Here is a 4,538-nt window from a genome sequence, read left to right as displayed (position 1 = left end):
GTCCTTGATGGGCTCCGCGTCGTATGCGTCGTCGTCAGTGTCCTCGAGATCGGGGTCCTCATCGAGGGCGTGCGTCGCGGCCCGGAACTTGGCTCGCGTCAACAGGGCCTCCATGTCGGCGCCGGAGTACGTCCGCTCGCCGTCGACCAGGGCCTCGGGGACCGCGTCCATCTCGACCTCGACGCCGGTCTTGCGCATCATGACGCGAAGCAGCTCCTCGCGGTCTTGGCGCGTAGACGGGTAGAACAGGCCGATGTGCTCCTCCGCTCGGCCCTGCCGCTTGAGGTCGACCGGCATCAGGTCCGGGCGGGCGGTGACCAGGAACCAGATGATCTTACCCCGGAAGCGCGTGTCCGACATCGCCTGGGCGATCTGGCCGAACACGCGGCTCGAGACGCCGCTGTCGCCTGAAGAGGACCGGTCTCCGAGGGCCGCGTCCGCCTCGTCGATCATGACCGCGACCGGGTTCATGGCCCGCAACAGGGTCAGGATCTTCTCCAGGTTGCCCTCCGTGACGCCCTGCCACTGCGAGCGGAAGTTCTTGAGCTTGACCATCGGGATGCCGATCTCGCCCGCGAACGTGGTCACCAAGAACGTCTTGCCCGTCCCGACAGGCCCGGCGATCAGGTAGCCCATCGGCATGACGTCCGGCCGGCCGGCCTTGATGGCCTCGGCGGCGGCGAGCAGGTGCTGCTTCGCCTCGGTGTGGCCCGCGACCATGTCGAGCGAGTAGTCGGTCTCGACGAACTCCAGCAACCCGTAGGCCTCGGCCTCGATGAGCTCCTTCTTCTTGGCCGACAGCGTCTCGAACGTGAGCGCCCGCTCGTTCTCTAGGACGTCCGCAAGGATCGAGCGGAGCTGGACGTAGCCGAGTCCCGCGGTGTTCTGCGCCAACGTCAAGTCCGGCACCGACGAGAGCTTGTCGTACCGCTCGCGGCCGTCGGGCTGTGCGGATAGGAACCAGTCGACGAACGACTCGCGCTCGGCCTGGTCGGGGAAGAGGAGGTCGAGCTCGGCGTTGTACGGGCTCTGGATGAACGGCCTCGACAGGTCGCCCAGGTTTTCCGCGACCAAGACCAACGTAAAGTCGGCCTTGAGCAAGAGCGGGTCGTGCGCCCACTTTTGGAGCGTCACGAGTGCCGCGCGGTCCTCCGAGGAGTAACTGGCCGCCTCCGACATCGGGATCACGGTCTCGGCGTAGTCGACGACGAGCGCGATCCGCTTCCCGTCGGCCAGGCGGACGCGGAAGTAGTTGTCCAAGAGCGCGAAGACGCGCGCCGGGTCCTTGGGCATCTTCTTCGCGTAGTCGGTCCCGAACAGGGTGTCGTAGCCCGAGACGGCACGCGCGAAGTCCTTGCGGCTCTCGCCGTCCTGGAAGTGGATCCCGTCCGAGCGGTCGTAGAACACGACCACGTCGCGTCCGGCGAACAGGTCCTCGGACAGGAACTGGCGGAGCGGGACGTAGGCACGCTCGCCGCGCTCGTCGAGGGCGGGGACCAGGTCGCGCACGTTGCCGTGCAGGATGAACTGGTTGAGGGTCTTGGTGAAGTAGCGCCGGGCGAGCTCCTGTGCCCAGGAGGGGTAGTGGGCGAGCGGGTCGGCGGGTGTTTCGGGCATCAGGGTCGGGTCGTGGCGTCGCGAGACCGGAAGGTAGAGAGGGCCGCGACCTCGAGGTCGCGTTCTCCCACAGTCAGGCGTGTCCGTCCTCGAGGCCGCTGCGGCCGCAATGCGACGGGCATAGGCGGGTCGTCATCGAGGTGCCCTCGTCCTCGAGGTCGAGCACCTTGCTCCTCTCGCCCTCAAGGGCGACGTAGAACCGGCCACGCCCCCATGCCGGCGGTCAGCACCGGCGCACTAGCTTCGGGCTCCATTGCCCCGTGCCATGTTCGACTGGATCGCTGACCCCAACGCCTGGATCGCACTCGCGACGCTGACGACGCTGGAGATCGTCCTGGGCATCGACAACATCATCTTTATCTCGATCTTGACGGGACGGCTGCCCGAGGAGCAGCAGGCGAAGGGGCGGAACATCGGGCTGGGGCTCGCGATGATCATGCGGATCGCCCTCCTGTTCTCGATCTCGTGGGTCATGGGACTGACCGAGGTCCTGTTCGACCTGGGCACCGTCTTCCCGTTCCTCGACGGCATGGAGGCGTTCGGGGCCAACGCGCGAGACACCGTCGGGCACGGAGGAGGGGAGGCCCTGGGCGACCAGACGCCGCTCGGGATCACGGGCCGAGACATCATCCTGATCGTCGGCGGGATGTTCTTGGTGGGCAAGGCGACCCACGAGATCCACCACAAGCTCGAGGGCGACGGCGAGCACCTGGCTGAGAAGCCGGTGGCGGCGACGATGGGCTCGGTGCTGGTTCAGATCGCGATCTTGGACCTGGTGTTCTCGCTCGACTCGGTCATCACGGCGGTCGGCATGGCCGACGACTTGGCCGTCATGGTCATCGCCGTCGTCGTCGCGGTGGGCGTCATGATGCTGGGCGCCGGGCCGATCTCGCGGTTCGTCCACGAGCACCCGACGGTCAAGATGCTGGCGCTCGCGTTCCTGATCCTCATCGGCGTGACGTTGGTGGCCGAGGGGTTCAACCAGCACATCTCGAAGGGCTACATCTACACCGCGATGGCCTTCGCCCTCGTCGTCGAGTTCTTGAACATCCGGTCGAAGCGGGGCAACAACACGCCGTCGGTCACGCTTATCGAACCCCACGCGACCGAAGGCGCCACGGGCATCCCGGACGCGGCACACATCGCCCGTCCGTTGCCGATCGCACCGGCGCGCGTGACCGCCGAGTGACGCCGACCGATTCCAGCGCGGCTCTATGAGCACACGATCTCTCCCACCCATGCGCGTCGCGCTAATCCTCGCGTTCGTCGCCACCGTCGCGGTCGGCTGCCGTGCGCAGGCCCCCGAGCGGCAACCCGTCGGCGGCGCCGACACTGTCGGCAACTCGCTGGCGCCGACCTCGAGGTCGCGGATCCCGATCCAGTCGTTCAGCCAGGACGGCGCGGTCGTCTACCAAGAGGGGCCGGAGTCGCCGGACGGGACGGGACGGTATTACCTCGGACGCGAAATCGCCCGCGTCATGAGCCACCGCGGCGCGGCGTGGCTCGAGCGCCCGGACCGCGAGCGCGAGGAGCGCCCCGAGGTCCTGATCAACGCGCTCGGCTTGGAGGCCGACGACGTGGTGGCGGACTTGGGCGCCGGGACCGGCTACTTCACGTTCCGCATCGCGCCGCTCGTGCCCCAAGGCCGGGTCTACGCCGTCGACATCCAGACCGAGATGTTGCGGATCATCGAGGACCGGGCCGAGACCGAAGGGTTCTCGAACGTCGCGCCCGTCCTGGGGACGGAGACCGGCCCCGGCCTGCGCTCGTCCTCGACGGACCTGACGCTGTTGGTGGACTCGTACCACGAGTTCTCGCATCCGGCTGAGATGCTCGCTGCGATTTACGACGCGACGCGCCCGGGCGGCCGTCTCGTCTTGGTCGAGTACCGGGCCGAAGACCCTGACGTCCCGATCCGGCGGCTGCACAAGATGACCGAGGAGCAGGTCCGCCTCGAGGTTGAGACGGCGGGCTTCCGGTTCGTCGAGAACCTCGACGTGCTCCCTCAGCAGCACCTGCTGATCTTCGAGCGGCCGGAGTAGCCGCCCTCGAGGCCGTTCCTCGTGCGGCCAGCGCCGTCCTCGAGGACGATGCGTTTGCCGATGCTGCTCGTCCTCGATGGCGGGCACCATAGCGAGACGCAGCGCGTCGGGATCCCTCGGCCCCGCTCGGGATGACGTTGTGGAGAATCGCATTTGCCTTCAGCCTCGAAGCCTCAACGGACGTAGACGTAGAGACGCCACGCCGTGGCGTCTGCTCGCGGCCTCGAGGACGGGCACAGCCGAATCATCCTCGAGGCCGTGTTCGTGCTGTAGCGGCTCAGCCGGCCAGGCGACCGTTCGAGGACTGGCCTCCAGACGGTGGTTCGATCTCGAGGTCGGCGGCCGGTCCCGTGACCTGCCCGCTCGCTACCAACGCTCGCCACCGTGCCGCGTCCTCGAGGTCGGCCTGCCCGAGTTCAAGAGCTTCCAGCCGGGCGTCGAGGTCGAGGACCGTGTGGGGGTCCATCTCGTCCCGGTCGGCTCGCCGCTGCAAGTCCCGTAGTGATGGGAGCTCGATTCGCTCGCCGGCCGCCACCGACCGTTGCCACAGCGCGACGCTGCTCGCGACCGGTGCCAGGACCGTCAGCAAAACGATCAGGACGTAGTTGTCCACTGGCATCCCATCTGTCGCGACCAAGAAGAGCAGACCGGCAATTAAAGCCGCGTTGCAAACGTGCGCGAACAGATCTGAGCCTTTCATAGAGGTCGGGGCTCCCCCAAGGTAAGGGAAGCCCGTCCTCGAGGACGAACGTTACGCGACCGTGATCGCGTCGTCGAGGTAGACGTCCTGGATCGTGTTCAACAAACGGACGCCTTCCGAGCGCTCGCGCTGGAACGCCTTGCGGCCCGAGATCAGGCCCATGCCGCCGGCGCGCTTGT

4 protein-coding genes and 1 pseudogene are annotated in these 4,538 nt (G+C 67.3%); 2 read left to right on the top strand and 3 right to left on the bottom strand.

The features are described 5' to 3' along the window. Positions 1 to 1,617, bottom strand: a 1,617-nt coding sequence (locus WBA11_RS05250) for an ATP-binding protein (protein WP_424519663.1), incomplete at its 3' end; no start/stop codon positions are given. Between the two features lie 265 nt (positions 1,618 to 1,882). On the opposite strand from WBA11_RS05250, the gene WBA11_RS05245 reads away from it, so the two are divergent. After that, entirely contained in the window at positions 1,883 to 2,806 is a 924-nt protein-coding gene (locus tag WBA11_RS05245) for a TerC family protein (protein WP_424519662.1), read from the top strand. A 25-nt stretch (positions 2,807 to 2,831) separates the two neighbouring features. After that, positions 2,832 to 3,659: a class I SAM-dependent methyltransferase gene (locus WBA11_RS05240; RefSeq protein ID WP_424519661.1), complete on the top strand. Its 828-nt coding sequence runs from the start codon at positions 2,832 to 2,834 to the stop codon at positions 3,657 to 3,659. 277 nt (positions 3,660 to 3,936) lie between these two features. Here WBA11_RS05240 and WBA11_RS05235 read toward each other — a convergent pair whose 3' ends face one another. Beyond that, a complete protein-coding gene (locus tag WBA11_RS05235; protein ID WP_424519660.1) occupies positions 3,937 to 4,359 on the bottom strand; it encodes a hypothetical protein in 423 nt (140 codons plus the stop codon). A gap of 51 nt (positions 4,360 to 4,410) precedes the next feature. Then, a pseudogene (locus WBA11_RS05230) lies at positions 4,411 to 4,538 on the bottom strand (class I fructose-bisphosphate aldolase); the annotation flags it as partial.

Source organism: Rubrivirga sp., assembly GCF_049648075.1.
Taxonomy (GTDB): domain Bacteria; phylum Bacteroidota; class Rhodothermia; order Rhodothermales; family Rubricoccaceae; genus Rubrivirga.
The sequence above is the reverse complement of the archived record's forward strand: the minus strand, read 5'-3'. Positions and strand labels throughout refer to the sequence as shown.